Origin of the sequence: Gordonia hirsuta DSM 44140 = NBRC 16056, assembly GCF_000333015.1 — a bacterium.
GTDB lineage: Bacteria > Actinomycetota > Actinomycetes > Mycobacteriales > Mycobacteriaceae > Gordonia > Gordonia hirsuta.
On sequence record NZ_BANT01000012.1, the window covers coordinates 39,770 to 54,285 of the forward strand.

Genomic DNA, 14,516 nt, shown 5'->3' on the forward strand with positions numbered 1-14,516 from the left:
GGTTGCGGCCGGCCGAGGGCTCTCTAGGCTGAGGGCATGGCGCTTCCGGAGCACTGGATTCCGCACCGCAGATCAGACGGCGAAGTGATCGGCTGGATCGATCTGGAATCGGCCGGGCCCGCGGTCCAGCCGATCGATCGGCTCGGGCGCCCCTTGTCGCCGGTCAACGACTGGAACGACGCAGAAGAGGCACTGGAGGCCATCGGATTAGGCTTCCTGACGCACCGATTCGCCTACCGCGATCAGGTGGTCCGGATCCGGCAGGTCTACGACGATCGGGTGATCGTGACGACCGCCCTCACCGATGCCGTCGGCGATGTGGGCGACGAGTTCACACTGGCCTTCCCAGTCGGCGATGAACTGGTCGAATCACCTGAACCCTGACCAGCAGAAACGCGGGGGATCGGTTCTTCGGCAGTGCGAGTCACAGGGTCGCGAGCCACCGCTTCACGGTGGTAGAGGTAATCACATCGGCCGGGTCGGGAATCAGGCTCCCGTCGGTCAGACCGGGGCCGCCGAAGCGGAGACTGAACACCTTGCCCTTGCGGCCGAGGGCCTTCCTGGCCTGCCGGGCCACGTCGAGCAGGTCCATCCGTTCGGGGCCGCGGACCTGGATGCTCGCCGCACCGGCGAAGGAGGCGCCCAGAGCGACGTCGACGATCACGTCGGCGCCGTCGTCGGCGGCCAGCGGAGCGGTGACCATGTGCGGCATCATCGCCAGCGGACCGAGGGCGAACTGCTCGGACATGGTCAGGGCCAGTTCGAACCACTGGGTCGTGTGCACGATGGTGAGTTGCTCGCCGAGCTTTTCGCGGTACACCTGTTCCTGCCGGGCCTTGCCCTTGTAGTAGCCCATCTTGGCGTTGACGGCCGGATCGCTGGCGTTGCTGATCGAGAGCAGGACCACCCGGGCCCCGGCGGCCTTGGCGGCGTCGGCGATGTTCGCTGCGGTCTGCTCGAAGAAGGCGACGGCCTTGGCTTCGGTGGCGGCGGCCACGTTGAGGCAGTCGATCACCACATCGGCGCCGTCGACTGCCGCGGTCAGCCCCTCACTGGTGGCCGCGTCCACACCGGTGGCCCGATGTGCTCGCACCACCTGGGCCCCGCGTCGTTCGAGCCGGTCGGCCACCCGCCGGCCCATGGCCCCACCTGCACCGATCACGACGATCTTCATACTTCCGTTGTACTCTTGTCGCCGCGCCGGTGGAAGAGGTCAACCCCGGCGGATACCGCTGACGATCAGCAGCACCCCGGCCAGCAGCCCCAGCGCCAGCAGGATCCAGGGCAGCACGGGCAGGTCCGGCAGATCCGGTCCGCCGGTCAGTCCCCAGCCGGCGACCCCCAGGGCGATCAGCCCGGTGATCGCCAGTGCGGGGGAGCGGCGCGTGACTTCGCTGTTCATCACTTCATCTCCACGGTGCCCAGGCCCAGCCGGGCCTCGATGGTCAGGATCGGTCCGTCCTCGTCTGCGCCGACGATTCCGGCGGGGCAGGTGAAATCGCCGATGGTGGTATGACAGCGGGTCTGCACCCGTGCGCGGTCGGGGAGGGTCACCTTGATATCGCCGATTCCCTGGTCGATCGTGATCGTCTGGTCATGGGTCAGCCCGTCCAGGCGGCGCAGATCGAGTTTGGTGGAGCCGATGGTCAATGAGTACTGATCCTGCAACTGCGACTGTGCACTGATCTCGTAGGCCCGCTCGCCGATCCCGCCGCGGGGGACCGACCAGTCCGTCGCCGTCATCAGCGTGGCGACGACGACGATCGCGCCGACCAGCAGACTCAACGGGATCAGACCGTCGGCGTGGGTGCCCTCGGAACGACGCTGCGAGGCCGCGACCAGCATGCCGACAGCCAGCACGATCAACGCCAGGCTCGCGATCCGTCCGACGGTGAACCACTGCGCCCCCAGCAGATTCGCCAGGGTGCCGGCCACGGCCACCAGGATCGCCAGACCGGTCACGATCGGGGTGAGCGGAGACTTGGGCTTGCCGGCCGGAACCGGTTCGGGGGCCGGCGGCGGCTCGGGGAGATCCCAGGCGAACGGTGCCACGCCCAGCGGATCCCAGCGCGGTGGGAGCGAGGACTCGGCTGCCTCGGCCGGACCGGGAGTCGACGACGACGCGGCGGCCGCCGGGGGCACCGGGGCGGTCGGCGGAGCGTCGTCGTCCGTCACCGTCACCGCCGCGTCGGCGCCGGTTCCGTCCGGGGCGATCGGGGTGCGCTGGTACAGCAGCCACCAGCCGGCCAGCATCAGGATCGTTCCGAGGACGCCGCCGCCGCTCCACAGGCGATCGCTGCCCAGATTGCTCACCACGACGATCGTCAGTACGACCAGCAGGGTGACTTTGGGCCAGGTCCAGCCACCCCCGTCCGCCCCGAACCACTGCGCCGCTTCTGACTGCGCCTTTCCCGACTGCGCCGTTCCGGATCGGTCCCCGGTCGTCTCCGCGGTATCCGGCGACCGGTCCGCGGCCTGCCGTGACTGCGACGGCAGCGTGAACGCCGCCGCCAGGTACAACACGAGACCGGCCCCGCCGAAGAGGGTGGACACGGCGAACGCGACCCGCACCAGCGTCGGATCGACGTCGTAGCGGGCGCCGAATCCGGCGCACACACCGGCGACTTTGCGGCCGCGGCGCGGGCGCACAGGCCTGGTCGCCCATAGATCGGACAGTGTCGTGGAGTTCATGAGTTCATCGTCGCGCCACCGGCCGGTCGGCGACATCGGGAACAACCCTGAGATGTGCCCTGAACTCTGCGCACGAGCGTGGTGCGCCCCCGCGTGTGCATGCCAGTATCGACAGTGATGGATACCGAGATCACCCGGCCGGGCCGGGCCACCCTGTACCGCCGCCACGGCGGCAAGGTGCTGTACGGCGTCGCCGGTGGGCTGGCCGATCATCTCGGTGTGGACGTGTTCCGCGTCCGGGCGGTCTTCGTGGTGCTCACCGCACTGGCCGGAGCCGGGGCTGTGGCCTATGCGCTCCTGGCCTTCTTCACACCCGCGGGCACCGATACCGTCCGGTCCGCCCCGGCGGAGCGACGGCAGGCCTACGGGCTGATCCTGGTCGGGCTGGTGGCACTGGGACTCAGTTTCGCGGTGGCGGCCAATGCCCCCGCTCAGCAGTTGATCGCGGCGATCTTCGTGCTCGGCGGCACGGCCCTGGTGTGGCGTGAGGTCGACGTCACCGGCCTCGGCGGCGGCTCGGCGCGCTCGGTGACCACCTGGCTGCGGCTGCTGATCGGAGCGGTTCTGGTGATCGGCGGCCTGACGGTGATGGTGCTGGCCGGCGGCTCGGTGTTCGCCGGTATCAACACCACCGTGCTGGCGGTGCTGGCAACGCTGGTCGGGGTCGTGGTGCTGACCGTTCCGCTCTGGATGCGGCTGCTGCGCGCCCTGGACGCCGAACGCGCGGCCCGCATCCGCAACGACGAACGCGAGGAGATCGCCTCGCATCTGCACGACTCGGTGCTGCAGACCCTCGCGCTGATCCAGAAGCAGTCCGGCGATCCCGATACCGTCGCGCGGCTGGCCCGGCGGCAGGAACGCGAGCTGCGCGCCTGGCTGTTCGGTGACCCCGCCCAGCGGCGGGAGTCGTTCGCCGCGGCGATCGCGGCGCTGGCCGCCGAAGTGGAACAGAGCTACGACATCGAGTTCGAGACGGTCACCGTCGGCGACATCGGCCCCGACGAACTGCGGGATGCCCAGTGGGCCCGTGCCGCATCGTCGTTGCTGGCGGCCACCCGCGAGGCCATGGTCAACGCCGCCAAACACTCGGGAGTGCAGACGGTGGACGTGTACGCCGAGGTCTCCGACGAGGCGGTGGAGGTGTTCGTCCGGGACCGCGGGTGCGGCTTCGAACCCGAGGCCGTCGACGACGACCGGCAGGGCATCACCGGCTCCATTCGCGGCCGGATGGAGCGGGCGGGCGGCCGGGCCGCGATCGCCTCGGCACCCGGGCGCGGCACGAATGTGACGTTGACGCTGCCGCGCACATTCGGCGCGGTCCGGGCCGACGACGAGGATACTCAGGGAGTCGGGCACGGCGCCCGGACCGGATCGGAGGAACCGGCATGACCTATCGGGTGTATCTGGTCGACGACCACGCGGTCTTCCGCTCCGGCGTCCGGGTCGAATTGGCCTCCGAGGACGGCATCGCGGTGATCGGGGATGCGGGGACCGTGCCGGAGGCGGTGGCCGGCATCGTCGAACACACCCCCGATGTGGTGCTGCTGGACGTGCACATGCCCGGCGGCGGCGGGGTGGCGGTGCTGCGCGGGGTGACCGATGCGCTGGGCTCGCAAGCACCGGTGTTCCTGGCGCTGTCGGTCTCCGATGCCGCCGACGACGTGATCGCCACCATCCGTGCCGGAGCCCGCGGCTATGTCACCAAGACCATCAGCGGCACCGATCTGGCCGACGCGGTGCGCCGGGTCGCCGAAGGAGATGCCGTCTTCAGCCCGCGGCTGGCCGGCTTCGTGCTCGACTCGTTCACCGGCCGCTCACCGGTGCCCGAACCTGCGCTGGACCCGGAACTGGACTCGCTGACCCGGCGGGAACTGGAGGTGTTGCGGCTGCTCGCTCGCGGCTACACGTACCGGGAGATCGCCGAGGAGCTGTTCATCTCGGTCAAGACCGTCGAAACGCATGCCTCCAACGTGCTGCGCAAGACGCAGCAGTCCAATCGCAACGCCCTGACCCGATGGGCGGTGAACCGGCAGATCGGCTGATCAGCGGCGATGGGGAGAGTCAGTCTGTCAGTCCTCGTCTTCTGATTCTTCAGGGTCTTCTGATTCTTCAGGGTCTTCTGATTCTTCAGGTTCGGGCTCGCCGGGTTCGGGCTCTGGCTCGGTCGGCTCTGGCTCGGTCGGCTCGGACGCGGCCGGTTCGGGCCGTGGGGCGGGCTGCCGGCCCCGGTCGATGGAGATCCGGATCCGCAATCGCAGCGGCCGGAGCGTCAGTGCGGTACCGGCGCACAACAGCGCCAGCAGACTCAGTCCGACGATCACGAAACTCAGTACCGGCACGGACAGGAAGTCCCGGCCCATCAGATCGGCCAGGTTGCGTCCGCCGATCTCGGTGATGAAGTCGCCGATCAGCCAGCTCGGTCGGGCCAGCGCCGTGATCGGCACCGTCAGGGCGGCCAGTGCCGCGACGGCGGCGAGCCACAACAGCCATATCGTGCTGCCGCCGGCAGACGGTGCGGTCCGCAGCAGAACCAACGCCGCCGCCAGTGCCAGGACTGCGGCGGCGATCACCCACCAGCCGTACGGATGCGGACCGACGTCCCGTAGCGCGAGGCTCTCGTCGGAGGTGCTGCCGAGCCCGTTCCAGCCCGCCGGAGTACCCAGCGGGGTGAGGACGACCCAGGGCAGCAGCGTGGTTCCGATGGTGAGAACCGCGACCATCCCGATGGCGAACGAGTAGAGACGACGCTGGTGTTGCTGCACGCACCGAATCTATCGGACCACCCGGAATGGGTTAACCTCAGTCACGGTAACGGCTGTCCAATGGAATCGGGAGGACCCATGGCTGTAGCGCCGGGGACCATGATCGCTGGCTACCGGGTGCTGGAGGTACTCGGCTCCGGCGGTATGGGGGATGTCTACCTGGTGGAGAACCCGCAGCTTCACCGGAGCGAAGCGATGAAGGTGATCTCGGCTGGGGGATCGTCGAACCCGGACTTCCTGCAGCGTTTCACCAACGAGGCGCGTTCGGCGGCGGCTCTGGACCATCCCAGCATCGTCACCGTCTACGCCTACGGCGTCGAGAACGAGCTGCCTTGGTTCACCATGAGCCACCTGCGCGGCCCGGACCTGTCGAAGACGCGGGTGAACCCGGCCGAAGCGGTCGAGGCGATCTCGCAGGTCGCCGATGCCCTGGACTACGCCCATTCGCGGCAGGTGGTGCACCGCGACATCAAACCGGCCAACATCATCGTGACCCGCAACGCCGACGGTGCCTTCGAGCGTGCCGTGATCCTGGACTTCGGCATCGTCAAGATGGCTGATTCGCCGCAGCTGACCGCTGTCAACACGGTGGTGGGCACCGCCGCCTACACCGCACCGGAGATCATCAGCGGCGCACCGGCCACTGCGGCCTCGGACCAGTACTCGCTGGCCTGCACGGCGTACCAGTTGCTCAGCGGCACGGCGCCCTACGAGGGGACGTCGGCGACGGCACTGATGATGGCGCACGTTCAACAGCCCGTGCCCTCGCTGGCGCATGTGCGTCCGGATCTGGCTCCGCTGGGCCCGGTGATCGAGCGGGCGATGGCCAAGGATCCGGCCGCCCGGTATCCGAGTTGCCGGGCCTTCGCCGATGCTCTGCGGGCCGCGCTTGCGCAGACCACCGGTAGTGCGGCCGCAACCATGACATCGATTCCGCTGGCGCCGCAGCAGTTCTCCGGTCCGCACCAGCCTTCCGGGCAGCAGCACTTCTCCGGGCAGCAGCAGTTCGCCGGGCCCGGGCACTATTCCGGTCCGCAGCAGGCGCCGGGAACCGCGCCGTTCACCGGTGGGCAGCAACCGTATCTGTCGGGGTACCAGCAGACACCGGGACCCCCGCACGTGTCTGGTCCCCAGCACTTCTCCGGAGCTCAGCACTTCTCCGGTCCCCAGACGGCCGGGGGCCCGCAGTACGGTCCCCCCGGGAAACCGGCCAAGAGTCGCAAGGGACTGTGGATCGCGCTGGCCGCGGCAGTCGTGGCGCTCGTCGCCGTGGCCGGCACCGCACCGCTGTGGTGGCCGTCCGGCGGTGAGGAGGAGGACCCGGGTCCGCAGATCGCGGCAGGTCAGCAGATCACCACCCGGTACGGCGTGGTCTGCACCATCTCGCAGGATCAGGAACTGTACTGCTGGGGTCGCAACAACTCCGGTCAGCTCGGCGACGGCAGCAACACCCAACGGAACACGCCGGTCAAGGTGCCGGGCCTGACCAATGTCACGGCCGTCTCCACCGGCAGCTACAAGTCCAAGTCCGATGAAATCCTGGGAACCACCTGCGCGGTCGCCGACGGCGAAGCGTACTGCTGGGGCAACAACAACTACGGAGAGATCGGCGACGGCACCGAAACCAACCGGGACACCCCCACCAAGGTGGCCGGGCTGGACAAGGTCGCCACCGTGGTGCAGGCCTACGGTACCTCGTGCGCGGTGACCGAGGCCGAGCAGGAGGTCTACTGCTGGGGCTACGGTTCCTTCGGACAGATCGGTGACGGCACCGAAGAGAGGTCGACCAAAGCCCCCTCCAAGGTGCAGGGGCTCTCCGGAGTGACGGCGTTGAGCGGCGACGGCCGGTCCTTCTGCGCCGTGGCCCAGGGCAAGTTGCACTGCTGGGGAGACAACAAGCACGGTCAGCTGGGCGATGGCACCGTCGACCAGCGCAATACGCCGGTCGTCGTCCAGAATTTGGAGAATGTGGAGTCGGTGTCGGTCGGATACAGCACCGATAACGAGGAAGGCAATCAGCAGAGCGCCTGCGCGGTGGCCGACGGAAAAGTCTACTGCTGGGGCGCCTGGGAGAACCGCAAGGTGCCCGGTGAGGTTGTCGGCCTGACCGATGCGCGGCAGGTCGCATTCGACGTCGCCTCGGCGTGCGCCATCACCGAGGGCGGCGAACTGTACTGCTGGGGATACAACCGATTCGGCCAGATCGGTACCGGAGATACCGTGAAGGTAGAGACTCCGACCAAGGTCGATGGTCTGTCCAGAGTCTTCGCGGTCACCGTGGGCAAGAGCACCACGTGCGCCCGGACCCGTGATGCGGACACCGAGTCTACCTACTGCTGGGGCGTGGCTCACGGCGGCAACGCCGATGCGACGACACCGCAGAAGATGGCTATTCCGCAGTAGCGCCTCCCCGGTGCACCTCAGCCGCGGCGTTGACGGCTGTCGGACCCCACCGCTATTGTCGAACGTGAGTTCGAACGACGGTATCTTCCCTGCCGCCGACCCGAACGGTCACATCCGACGGTCGTACCGGGCGAGGGGAAGCGCATGTCCGATCAGAAAGAAGATGCCGGAGCCACCGTGGCGGCACTCCGGCGGCGGCTGGCATCGATGTCGGGCTCTGCAGGGCAGCCGGGGCCGGCGGTACTGGCGGTGCCCGAACCGCTGACCGGCGTGCTGCCGCGGCGTGGGCTGGTGCGCGGCGCGGTCACCGAGGTGAGCGGGGCGATGACGCTGCCGGCAGCACTGCTGGCCGCGGCCACCGCTGCCGGGGCCACCGCGGCGCTGGTGGGGCTTCCGCAATTGAATCTGGCGATGGCTGCCGATCTGGGGGCCGACCTGAGCCGCATCGCAGTGGTCGAAGAGCCGGGGGTGGACCGGCTGGAGGTGGCCGGGGTGCTGCTCGACGGCGTCGATCTGGTCCTGGTCGCCGTCTCGCAGGTCACCCCGTCGAGGGCGCGGGTGCTCGGAGGTCGTGCGCGACGACAGGGGGCGGTGCTGGTCGCGGTCGGGGCACCCGGTAGTTGGCCCGGGGCGACGGTGCGACTGTCGGCCCGGATCGCCGGGTACCGGCACCTGCCGCTACGGCGCAACGGCTACGGCCGGATCGGCGGACTGCAGGTGGACATCGGTGCCGCCGGCAGCGGCGTGGCGCCGCGCGAGATCCGGTGTGAACTGGTGACCCCCGGCTACGGGGAGAGCGGTGCACTGCGGTTGACCGCGCGGGATTCCCGCGTGCAGGGTCGGCCGGCAGAATTCAGGCAGGTGGCCAATTGAGCCGGACGCTGGCCCTGTGGTGTCCGGACTGGCCGGCGGCGGCCGCGGCGCAGGCGCTGGGGGTCGACGGCGCCGAGCCGATCGCAGTGCTCGCCGCCGGCAGGGTGATCGCCTGTTCGCGTACCGCCCGGCGCATCGGGGTGCGGCGCGGAATGCGCCGCCGGCAGGCTCAGGCGATCTGTCCGGAACTGCTGGTGGCCGCCGACGAACCTCACCGAGACGGACGTCTCTTCGAGCCGGTCGTGACCGCGGTGAGTGCCGTGGTGCCCATGACCGAGGTGCTGCGCCCGGGGCTGCTCGCGGTGGCCGCCGATCGCGGTGCCCGGTACTTCGGCGGAGAACATGAGCTGGCCGAATCTGTGGTGGCGGCCGTGGAGGATCTGGCCGTGCCCGCTCGGGTCGGACTCGCCGATCAGCTCTTCACCGCGGTGCTGGCCGCGCGCGCGGGTCTGGTGGTGCCGCCGGGGGAGGACGCGGTCTTCCTGGCCGCCCGGCCCATCACCGATCTGGTGATCGAACCGTCGCTCACCGCCCCCGGTCGTGACGAACTGGTGAACCTGCTGGGACGCCTGGGCATTTCCACCCTGGGCCGGTTCGCCGAACTCGACGCCGCCGATGTGGCCTCGCGCTTCTCCCGCGATGCGGTGCTGGCGCACCGAGTGGCATCGGGAGCGCCGGGCCGAGGCCCCTCGCGGGCACCGGTCCCGCCGGAGCTGGAGGTCGATCACCACTGCGACCCGCCGGTCGACCGGGTCGATGCCGCCGCCTTCCTGGGACGCCGGCTCGCCGAAGAGCTTCACCGGCGGCTCTCTGCGGCGGCGCTGGCCTGCACCCGGTTGACGGTGCATGCGGTCACCGAACACGGCAGAGTGCATTCGCGGACCTGGCGCTGTGCTGAACCGTTGACCCCGGCAGCGACCGCCGACCGGATCCGCTGGCAACTCGAAGGCTGGCTCACCGCCTCCCGGGGCACCGCCGACGCCCCCGACTCGCCGCTGGTCCGGCTGCGGCTGGAACCGGTGGAACTGGTCGACCCCGGTGCCCTGCAGCATCCGCTCACCGGGGCCGGTTTTCCGGCGGATCCAGGTGCCGGGGGGCTGGGTGAGCGGGCCCGCCGGGCACTGGTGCGGGTGCAGGGGCTGCTCGGCGGCGAGGCCGTCGCGATTCCGGTGGCCAGCGGGGGCCGCGGTCCGGCAGAACGCGTCGCCCTGGTGCCCTACGGGGATCGGACGGACCCGCCCCGGCCGGTCGATGCGGCCTGGCCCGATGCCCTGGTCCGTCCGCTGCCGGCCTTACTGACCAGCGACGAGGTGGAACTGCTCGACGCCACCGGTGACGCCGTAGCGGTGACCACGCGCGGTGCCTTCAGCGCCGAGCCGGTCCAGGTGCGGATCGGCCGCCGGTCCGCACCGGTGCAGTGGTGGGCCGGACCGTGGCCGTTCGGGATCGACGAGGAAGGGGCCGGCCTTGACGCCCCCGAGGCCGGCGGCGGGGTGATGGCCCGGGCACAGGTGCTGGTGGGTGCCCAGTACGGAGATGCCCGGTCCAGAGATACCCGGCAGGAGGCCTCCGGAAGCGGAAAAGGGATGCTGCTCTGTTATCGCCGGGCACGCTGGTCGGTCGAGGGAGTGTACGAGTGAGACTGTCCCGTCGGCGGGGCACTGGCCGAGGCGGTCGCGAACAGGGAGACTGGCGGGAGGAGGAATACCATGTTGACCACACCGTTCACCGAGCTACTCGGAATCACGTACCCGATCGTCCAGGGCGGCATGCAGTGGGTGGGCCGGGCGGAATTGGCCGCCGCGGTCTCCGAGGCCGGCGGCCTGGGCATGATCACCGCACTGACTCAGCCCACCCCCGACGATCTGCGCCGGGAGATCGAACGGGCCCGTGCGCTGACCGATAAGCCGCTCGGGGTCAACCTGACGATCCTGCCGACGATCGACCCTCCGCCCTACGACGAGTACCGGCGGGCCATCTTCGACTCGGGTATCACCATCGTGGAGACCGCCGGCTCCAATCCGGCGCCGCACCTGGACGAATTCAAACGGCACGGTGTCACCGTGATCCACAAGTGCACCAGCGTCCGGCATGCGCTGAAAGCCGAACAGGTGGGCGTGGATGCGGTCAGCATCGACGGCTTCGAATGTGCCGGGCACCCCGGCGAAGACGACATCCCCGGGTTGATTCTGATTCCGGCCGCCACGCAGCGGGTCAACATCCCGGTGATCGCCTCCGGAGGCTTCGCCGACGGCCGGGGTCTGGCAGCCGCCCTGGCACTGGGGGCCGACGGCATCAATATGGGCACCCGCTTCATGTGCACCGTGGAGTCCCCGATCCACCAGCAGATCAAAGAGGCCATCGTGGCCGCCGACGAACTCGATACCGAGCTGATCTTCCGTCCGCTGCGCAACACCGCCCGGGTGGCCAAGAACTCCGTCAGTACGGAGGTCGTCGAGATCCTGGAGGCCGGCGGCAGCTTCCCCGATGTGCGCGAGCTGGTCGCCGGTGCCCGCGGCCGCACCGTCTACGAGACTGGTGACGCCCAGGCCGGCATCTGGTCTGTCGGCCTGGTGCAGGGACTGATCGACGACATCCCCACCGCCGGTGAGGTGGTGACCCGCACCGTCGCTGAAGCCCGGGACATTCTGACATCGTCCCTGGCGCGCTTCGCCGCCGGCTAGCGGTTGGCGCCGCGGGCGATGATCGGCCAGCGGGTGCGTCCACCGGTGGTCTCGACGAGCAGTTCATCTGCCAGATTCACCGCGGTGCAGACGTGATTGGGTACCACCCGCACCTGCTCGCCGAGCCCCGGTGCGACCGCACCGCGCGGAAACCGGACCGTGGCGTGGTGTTCGGACAGTGCGGTGAGCCGGGCCTGCGGATAGTCGGGCAGCCGGCCGAAACCGGTGGCCCAGCCGGGCCGGTCGGCGCCGAGGACCTTGCTGCCTGCATCCAGGATCAGTTGCGGTCCCGACTGCCGATCGCCGGCGACCGTGCTGACCACGGTGGCGACCGCGACCAGCGCCAGATCCGGCCAGTGGCAGGCGCCGAGCTCGAGTTGCTGAGCATCGTTGAACGGATAGACCCCCGGCCGGATCTCGGTGAGCACCGCACCGGGCCGCAGTGTGTCGTCCGCGCCGGCGCGGGCGGCCAGGGCGACCGTCGGCGACGACCCTCCGCTGACCACGACCGGCTCGATCCCGTGCATGCGCAAGGATTCGGCCGCCTGCGCCAGGCTCGCCATCTCCTCGCGCGCAGCGCTCTCCCGTGCGTCTCCGGGGCCGTAGCCGTGTCCGGGAAAGGTGAACACGCCGATCACGGTCAGTCCGGCGTCCCGCGCGGCGGCCGCGACCGCACCGGCCTCGGCGGGTGCGACCCCGCTGCGATGCATTCCCGAGTCCACTTCCACCAGGATATCCACGGCGGCTTCACCCAGCCCCCGTGCCAGTTGCCGGGCGCCGGCTGCCGAGTCGACCCCGATCCGCAGGGCATGAGGGGGCAGCCGCCCGGCCAGGGCGCGCAGCCGGGCCGTCTTCGCCGGTGACAGCCAGAGCGGATAGGCGATGAACAGCTCGGTGAAACCGGCCTCGGCGAAGGCTTCCGCTTCGCCGAGGGTGGCCACGCTCAACCCGGCCGCACCGGCGTCGAGCTGACGCCGGGCCACCTGGGCGCACTTGTGGGTCTTGGCGTGCGGGCGCACCTGCAGACCCTGCTCGGCGGCCCAGTCGGCCAACGTGTCGATATTGCGGCGCAGCACCGCATCGTCGATCAGGAGATACGGCGTGTCCGGCTCGTCGGCGAGGTCGGCCGGCATCGTCATCCGACGTCGGTGGACATACCCAGTGCGGCCTCGGACTCACCGAACCACAGGTACTCCTGATGTTTGATCCGGTTGGTCAGGCGCGGGGCGGTGCGATGCCCCAGATCGGCCAGATCGCCCACCAGCGAGGTGACCTGCTTGGGGCGTTCGACGATGGCCTTGAGGACCCGGTGGGCGGCCTTGTCGACACCCCAGATCCCGCGCCGGCTCTCGTAGGCGCGGGTCGGCGCGATCATCCGGGTGCGGGTCAGCGGCAGGCGCACATTGGTGAAGGTGACGTGGTCCGACAGCGTCTCGGCTGCCGTCGCATCGGCGAAGGCCTCCAGTGCGGCCTTGGAGGCGGCGTAGGCACCGAACCGTGCACCGCGGCTCTGCACCAGCACATCGGAGACGTTGACGATGTGCCCGGACTGGCGCTCGATCATGTGCGGTAGCACCGACAGGGTCAGGTAGACCGCACCGAAGTAGTTGACGGCCATCATCCGCTGATAGTCGTGCGCCCGGTCCAGCGCGTTCACCGAGGAGCGGCGGATGGACCGGCCGGCATTGTTCACCAGCACATCGATGTGATCGTGCTCGGCGATGATCGACTTCACCAGGGTCCGCACCAGCGATTCGTCGGTGATATCGGCGACATAGGCGCAGGCCCGCCCCAGCGGCAGACCGGGTTTGGGCACCTCGGCATTGAGCTCCTCGGCCACCGCACTGAGCTGCTCGGGTTCGTGGGAGACCAGGATGACATTGGCTCCGCGCGTGATGCACATGCGTGCGGTGGCCTTGCCGATCCCCGACGAGCCGCCGGTGATCACGATGTTCTTGCTCACCAGCGGGCCCCGCGGATCGGTGCGACGGTGCCGGCCCGGATCCAGGTGGCGATACCAGTACGACCACACCGTCGGCAGGTAGGTGCCGAAATCGGGCAGGCTGACCCCGAGTCGTTCGAGGACCTCGACGGTGGCGGTGGCGGAGATGTGCACCGGTACCGAGACCACGTCGAGCAGGACCGGCGGAATGCCGAGCTGCTGGACCAGTAGATCGCGCCCGGGCCGGAGCGGATTGTGGCCGGTGGCCGCCATCATGGCGCGCGCGGCGATGCGGGGCATCACACCGAAGCCGCGCGGAGCCCCCAGGACCGGTGCGAGGGTGTTGAACAGTTCGGTCACGGTGCGCCGCACCGGATCGGCCAGGTGGAACACCAGTCCGGTCTCGTCGGGCCGGTGCGGGAGCAGCGCCACCAGCGCATCGGCGACGTAGTCGACCGGGACCACGTTCACATCGCCGATGTCGAGGACGGGGACCGGCAGGATCAGCGGCAGCTGACCGATCTCGGTCAGACTCGGGAAGAAGTGGTAGAGGCCGTCGATACGGTCGGCCTCACCGGTCGCCGAATCGCCGACGATCGAGGAGGGCCGGTAGATGCGCCAGCGCAGTCCCTCGGTGTCGCGGACGATGCGTTCGGCGTCGAACCGGCTGCGATGGTAGGGGGTGGGGAAGTCCTGACCGAGGTCGAAATCGTCCTCGGTGAAATCGCCGTCGTGATCACCGGCGACGAACGTCGACGAGACGTGGTGCAGCACGGCCCCGTGCGCGGCGGCGAATTCGGCGACCCGCGCGGTGCCGTCGACGTTCACCGGCCGCACCGCTGCCTCGTCGGCGTCGAAATCGTGGATGCCGCCGAGGTGGATGACATGATCGAAGGGGCCCAGAGCCGATCCGTCGGTCAGTCCCAGGCCGTCGTCGGTCAGATCGCCGACCGCGGTGACGATACGGTCCCCGCCGTCGATCCGCTCCAGAGCCGCCGACAGCTTGGGCAGTGAACCCCCGCGCACCAGGACGGTGATCTCGGCTCCGTCCTGAGCCAGCAGCCGTGCCAGGACGCGGCGGCCGAGGAAGCCGCTGCCGCCGGTCACGAAGTAACGAGTCACTGGAACAGGTTCCCATACATTCGATCGGTCGTGCAGCGG

General features: G+C 69.5%; 13 protein-coding genes. 7 read left to right on the forward strand and 6 right to left on the reverse strand.

Annotated features, from left to right (window positions below):
- Positions 1-36: 36 nt before the first annotated feature.
- Complete coding sequence (locus tag GOHSU_RS04145; protein WP_005937264.1) at positions 37-384, forward strand: hypothetical protein; 348 nt, start codon at positions 37-39, stop codon at positions 382-384.
- A gap of 40 nt (positions 385-424) precedes the next feature.
- On the opposite strand, the gene GOHSU_RS04150 is transcribed toward GOHSU_RS04145, so the two are convergent.
- From GOHSU_RS04150 to GOHSU_RS04160, 3 genes are read right to left on the reverse strand one after another with little or no spacing between them, the layout of a single operon-like run.
- Positions 425-1,174: an SDR family oxidoreductase gene (locus GOHSU_RS04150; protein ID WP_005937272.1), complete on the reverse strand. Its 750-nt coding sequence runs from the start codon at positions 1,172-1,174 to the stop codon at positions 425-427.
- A 39-nt stretch (positions 1,175-1,213) separates the two neighbouring features.
- Positions 1,214-1,402, reverse strand: a complete 189-nt coding sequence (locus GOHSU_RS04155; protein ID WP_005937274.1) for a hypothetical protein — start codon at positions 1,400-1,402, stop codon at positions 1,214-1,216.
- Positions 1,402-2,691 carry a PspC domain-containing protein gene (locus GOHSU_RS04160; RefSeq protein WP_005937276.1) on the reverse strand — a complete coding sequence of 430 codons (1,290 nt, stop codon included), beginning with the start codon at positions 2,689-2,691 and terminating at the stop codon, positions 1,402-1,404. The genes GOHSU_RS04155 and GOHSU_RS04160 overlap by 1 nt, the downstream gene beginning before the upstream one ends.
- A gap of 117 nt (positions 2,692-2,808) precedes the next feature.
- Between GOHSU_RS04160 and GOHSU_RS04165 the strand changes: the two genes are divergently transcribed.
- Positions 2,809-4,080, forward strand: coding sequence for an ATP-binding protein (locus tag GOHSU_RS04165; RefSeq protein ID WP_005937279.1), 1,272 nt, complete (start codon positions 2,809-2,811; stop codon positions 4,078-4,080).
- Positions 4,077-4,733, forward strand: a complete 657-nt coding sequence (locus tag GOHSU_RS04170; protein WP_005937282.1) for a LuxR C-terminal-related transcriptional regulator — start codon at positions 4,077-4,079, stop codon at positions 4,731-4,733. Before GOHSU_RS04165 ends, GOHSU_RS04170 begins: the two co-directional genes overlap by 4 nt.
- A gap of 27 nt (positions 4,734-4,760) precedes the next feature.
- On the opposite strand, the gene GOHSU_RS17060 is transcribed toward GOHSU_RS04170, so the two are convergent.
- Positions 4,761-5,453, reverse strand: coding sequence for a hypothetical protein (locus GOHSU_RS17060; RefSeq protein WP_005937285.1), 693 nt, complete (start codon positions 5,451-5,453; stop codon positions 4,761-4,763).
- Between the two features lie 78 nt (positions 5,454-5,531).
- Here GOHSU_RS17060 and GOHSU_RS04180 point away from each other — a divergent pair, with 78 nt between their 5' ends.
- From GOHSU_RS04180 to GOHSU_RS04195, 4 genes are all read left to right on the forward strand, one after another.
- Positions 5,532-7,856, forward strand: coding sequence for a protein kinase domain-containing protein (locus GOHSU_RS04180; RefSeq protein ID WP_005937288.1), 2,325 nt, complete (start codon positions 5,532-5,534; stop codon positions 7,854-7,856).
- Between the two features lie 144 nt (positions 7,857-8,000).
- Positions 8,001-8,729: a DnaE2-dependent mutagenesis accessory factor ImuA' gene (imuA', locus tag GOHSU_RS04185; protein WP_005937291.1), complete on the forward strand. Its 729-nt coding sequence runs from the start codon at positions 8,001-8,003 to the stop codon at positions 8,727-8,729.
- On the forward strand, positions 8,726-10,369 hold the full coding sequence (locus GOHSU_RS04190; RefSeq protein WP_005937294.1) for a DNA polymerase Y family protein: 1,644 nt from the start codon (positions 8,726-8,728) through the stop codon (positions 10,367-10,369). The genes imuA' and GOHSU_RS04190 overlap by 4 nt, the downstream gene beginning before the upstream one ends.
- Positions 10,370-10,438: 69 nt before the next feature.
- Positions 10,439-11,413: an NAD(P)H-dependent flavin oxidoreductase gene (locus GOHSU_RS04195; RefSeq protein ID WP_005937298.1), complete on the forward strand. Its 975-nt coding sequence runs from the start codon at positions 10,439-10,441 to the stop codon at positions 11,411-11,413.
- Here the strand turns inward: GOHSU_RS04195 and GOHSU_RS04200 are convergent.
- Entirely contained in the window at positions 11,410-12,552 is a 1,143-nt protein-coding gene (locus tag GOHSU_RS04200; protein ID WP_005937304.1) for an alanine racemase, read from the reverse strand. The two genes, GOHSU_RS04195 and GOHSU_RS04200, sit on opposite strands and share 4 nt — an antisense overlap.
- Positions 12,549-14,477 (reverse strand): SDR family oxidoreductase, encoded by a 1,929-nt coding sequence (locus tag GOHSU_RS04205; protein ID WP_005937306.1) that lies wholly within the window; start codon positions 14,475-14,477, stop codon positions 12,549-12,551. Before GOHSU_RS04205 ends, GOHSU_RS04200 begins: the two co-directional genes overlap by 4 nt.
- Positions 14,478-14,516 lie beyond the last annotated feature (39 nt).

Excerpts from the sequence above, each read along its gene's own strand:
- GOHSU_RS04145 (WP_005937264.1), top strand. The coding sequence starts at position 37 with ATGGCGCTTCCGGAGCACTGGATTCCGCACCGCAGATCAGACGGCGAA.
- GOHSU_RS04150 (WP_005937272.1), bottom strand. The coding sequence starts at position 1,174 with ATGAAGATCGTCGTGATCGGTGCAGGTGGGGCCATGGGCCGGCGGGTG.
- GOHSU_RS04155 (WP_005937274.1), bottom strand. The coding sequence starts at position 1,402 with ATGAACAGCGAAGTCACGCGCCGCTCCCCCGCACTGGCGATCACCGGG.
- GOHSU_RS04160 (WP_005937276.1), bottom strand. The coding sequence starts at position 2,691 with ATGAACTCCACGACACTGTCCGATCTATGGGCGACCAGGCCTGTGCGC.
- GOHSU_RS04165 (WP_005937279.1), top strand. The coding sequence starts at position 2,809 with ATGGATACCGAGATCACCCGGCCGGGCCGGGCCACCCTGTACCGCCGC.
- GOHSU_RS04170 (WP_005937282.1), top strand. The coding sequence starts at position 4,077 with ATGACCTATCGGGTGTATCTGGTCGACGACCACGCGGTCTTCCGCTCC.
- GOHSU_RS04180 (WP_005937288.1), top strand. The coding sequence starts at position 5,532 with ATGGCTGTAGCGCCGGGGACCATGATCGCTGGCTACCGGGTGCTGGAG.
- imuA' (WP_005937291.1), top strand. The coding sequence starts at position 8,001 with ATGTCCGATCAGAAAGAAGATGCCGGAGCCACCGTGGCGGCACTCCGG.
- GOHSU_RS04195 (WP_005937298.1), top strand. The coding sequence starts at position 10,439 with ATGTTGACCACACCGTTCACCGAGCTACTCGGAATCACGTACCCGATC.
- GOHSU_RS04200 (WP_005937304.1), bottom strand. The coding sequence starts at position 12,552 with ATGACGATGCCGGCCGACCTCGCCGACGAGCCGGACACGCCGTATCTC.